This is a genomic window from Methylobacterium sp. WL18 (assembly GCF_008040015.1).
Taxonomy (GTDB): Bacteria; Pseudomonadota; Alphaproteobacteria; order Rhizobiales; family Beijerinckiaceae; genus Methylobacterium; species Methylobacterium mesophilicum.
This window is the reverse complement of record NZ_VRVD01000566.1, coordinates 1-3,079: the sequence shown is the minus strand read 5'-3', so window position 1 is coordinate 3,079 and position 3,079 is coordinate 1. Positions and strand designations below refer to the sequence as shown.

Annotated in this window: 2 protein-coding genes and 1 pseudogene; 1 reads left to right on the top strand and 2 read right to left on the bottom strand. The window is 70.4% G+C overall.

The window, feature by feature from the left end; translation table 11 throughout:
- Together FV228_RS25050 and FV228_RS25045 are read right to left on the bottom strand one after the other, a co-directional pair.
- Nucleotides 1-81: pseudogene (locus FV228_RS25050) on the bottom strand (IS5/IS1182 family transposase); the annotation flags it as partial.
- A 42-nt stretch (nucleotides 82-123) separates the two neighbouring features.
- A complete protein-coding gene (locus FV228_RS25045; RefSeq protein ID WP_147857028.1) occupies nucleotides 124-2,487 on the bottom strand; it encodes a UvrD-helicase domain-containing protein in 2,364 nt (787 codons plus the stop codon).
- A gap of 367 nt (nucleotides 2,488-2,854) precedes the next feature.
- On the opposite strand from FV228_RS25045, the gene FV228_RS25040 reads away from it, so the two are divergent.
- The coding region (locus FV228_RS25040; protein ID WP_147857027.1) for a hypothetical protein at nucleotides 2,855-3,079 on the top strand (225 nt) is incomplete at its 3' end.

Genomic DNA, 3,079 nt, shown 5'->3' with positions numbered 1-3,079 from the left:
CAGCAGCGCCAGATACGGCGCAACCAGCGCCCATTCCTCATCGGACACGTCAGAGGGATAGCCGGCACGACCTGCGCTCATGCCCAAAAACGCAAACCTCACCCATTCAGTTCATAACAGCCTCTAGCTCGTTCCAGCCTGGATGAAGCTGTCGAGGACCATCTTCCGGCCGGCCTTGTCGAAGTCGACGGTGAGCTTGTTGCCGTCGACGCCCGCGATGGTCCCGGGGCCGAACTTCATGTGGAAGACCCGCTGGCCGTCCTGGAACGCGGACGGCGTACCGCTCGACTTGGCGATCAATTCGCCCTCGATCTGGCGCGGGCCGCCGGACCGTCCGCCGGGCGCGGTGCCGAAGCCGGACCGGTTCCCGGCACCGGCCGCGGTGTTGGCCTGGGCGCGCTGCCAGCCGGGCGTGCCGTAGCTCGATCCGAACGGCGTCGGGTTGCGGTCGAACCGCGAGGCGCCGGCCGAGAAATGCGCGGGCGCCTCGACCACGTCGACCGCCGATTCCGGCAACTCGTCGATGAACCGGGACGGGATGGTGGAGGACCACAGGCCGTGGATCCGCCGGTTGACCGCAAACGACAGCTTCGCGCGCTTGCGCGCCCGGGTGAGGCCGACATGGGCGAGGCGGCGCTCTTCTTCGAGGCCGGCCCGGCCGCTCTCGTCGAGCGCCCGCTGGTTGGGGAACAGGCCGTCCTCCCAGCCGGGCAGGAACACGGTGTCGAATTCCAGGCCCTTGGCGGCGTGGAGCGTCATGAGCGACACCCGCTCGGCGCCCTCGGCCTCGGAGGCTTCCATCACCAGGGAGACGTGCTCCAGGAAGGCCGCCATGTCGGGGAATTCTTCCATGGAGCGGACGAATTCCTTCAGGTTCTCCAGGCGGCCGGCGGCGTCGGCGGAGCGGTCCTTCTGCCACATCTCGGTGTAGCCGGATTCCTCCAGGATGGTCTGGGCGACCTCGCTGTGCGGCTGGGTCTCCACCAGCCGGGCCCACCGCGAAAAACTCTCGGTGAGCGCCCGCAGGGTGGCCCGGACCCGGGGCTTCAGCTCGTCGGTCTCGCACAGGCGCTGGGCGGCGATCCGCAGCGGCAGGCGGTTGGCCCGGCCGAAGGTGTGGAGCTGCTGCAGGGTCGCGTCGCCGAGACCGCGCTTGGGCGTGTTCACGATCCGCTCGAAGGCCAGGTCGTCGCTGACGTTCATGGTGACGCGCAGGTAGGCCAGCGCGTCGCGGATCTCGGCCCGTTCGTAGAAGCGCGGGCCGCCGACCACCCGGTAGGGCAGCCCGAGCTGGACGAACCGGTCCTCGATCTCGCGCATCTGCGCCGAGATCCGCACCAGCACGGCGATCTCCGACAGGGGGTGCTGCTTGGACTGCAGGGATTCGATCGATTCGGCGAGCTGGCGCGCCTCCTCCTCGGAATCCCAGGCGCCGGTGACGGTGACGCGCTCGCCCGGCTCGTCCTCGGTCCGCAGGGTCTTGCCGAGCCGGCTCTCGTTCTTGGCGATCAGCCCCGAGGCGGCGGCCAGGATGTGCCCGGTGGAGCGGTAGTTGCGCTCCAGCCGCACCACCACGGCGCCCGGAAAATCGTGCTCGAACCGCAGGATGTTGTCGACCTCGGCGCCGCGCCAGCCGTAGATCGACTGGTCGTCGTCGCCCACGCACGCGATGTTTTTTCGTGATTGCGCGAGCAGCCGCAGCCACAGGTACTGGGCAACGTTGGTGTCTTGGTACTCGTCCACCAGGATGTAGCGGAACCGGTCCTGGTAATTGGCGAGGATGTCCGGGTTCTCGCGCCAGAGCTTGAGGCAGAGCAGCAGAAGATCGCCGAAATCGACGGCGTTCAGCGTCGCGAGCCGGGCCTGGTAGGCGGTGTAGAGCGCGCCGCCCTTGCCGAACGCGAAGGACGCGGCCTCGCCCGGCGGCACCTGCTCGGGCGAGAGGCCGCGGTTCTTCCAGCCGTCGATGGTGTGGGCGAGCGCACGGGCCGGCCAGCGTTTCTCGTCGATGTTCTGGTCGGCGATCACCTGCTTCATCAGGCGCAGCTGGTCGTCGGTGCCGAGGATGGTGAAATCGGATTTCAGCCCGACCAGCTCGGCATGCCGGCGCAGGATCTTGGTGCCGATGGCGTGGAAGGTGCCGAGCCAGGGCATGCCCTCGCCGGCCGGGCCGATCAGCGCGCCGATCCGGAGCTTCATCTCCCGGGCGGCCTTGTTGGTGAAGGTCACCGACAGGATGTCGAACGGGCGGGCGCGGCCGGTGGCGATCAGGTGGGCGATCCGGGTGGTCAGCACCCGGGTCTTGCCGGTGCCGGCCCCGGCCAGCACCAGCACCGGACCCTCCGTCGCCTCGACGGCGCGGCGCTGCTCGGGGTTGAGCCCTTCCAGATAGCTGGCGGCGTCCCGCCGGAGGGCGCCCATGGCGCGGGCGGCGATGGAGGTCTGAGCGCCGTCCCCGGCGGGCTGCGCGTGCGGGCCATTCTGCATTCCGCTTCCCTGGACCAAATCGCGAACGGCGTCGAGGGTGTTCGGGGCGGAGCGGCGGCGCGGCGCGCTTCGTGCCGGGTCCCGGATCGCATTCCGCTGGCGCTGCATCCGCCCGGGACAGGGCGTCGCGATTCACCCTCAACTCCCCCCTTTCCCGGACCGGTGGAGCGCAGCGGAGCCCGATCCGGGACCCGGCACAGGGCGCGCCGCGCAGCGGCCCCGACGGTGGATCGCCCATGCGGGCCGCCTCTGGCGCCGTCCGGGACTTATCGTGCTATGGCCGGTGACAGGTTGCCCAGGGGGGCACGCGACGGCGGGGCATCGCGATGATGCCGGCCCGCGCGGAAGCGAGTGCGGAACGGGTAGCGTGCGTGATCTTCTGACCGCGCTGGCGGGCGCCGTCATCCTGGTTCTCGTCGCGGCTCTGGCCGTTCCGCCCGTCATCGATTGGCAGGCCCAGCGCGCGCTCGTCGACCGGGGCCTGACCCGGTCCCTCGGGGTGCCGGCCCGGACCGACGGCCGGATCGAGGTCCGGCTCCTGCCCTCGCCGCGGCTGCGGATCGACCGCCTGCATCTCGGGGCCGACCCGGCC

Coding starts and splice junctions, on each gene's coding strand:
- FV228_RS25045 (WP_147857028.1), bottom strand. CDS start 2,487: ATGCAGAATGGCCCGCACGCGCAGCCCGCCGGGGACGGCGCTCAGACC.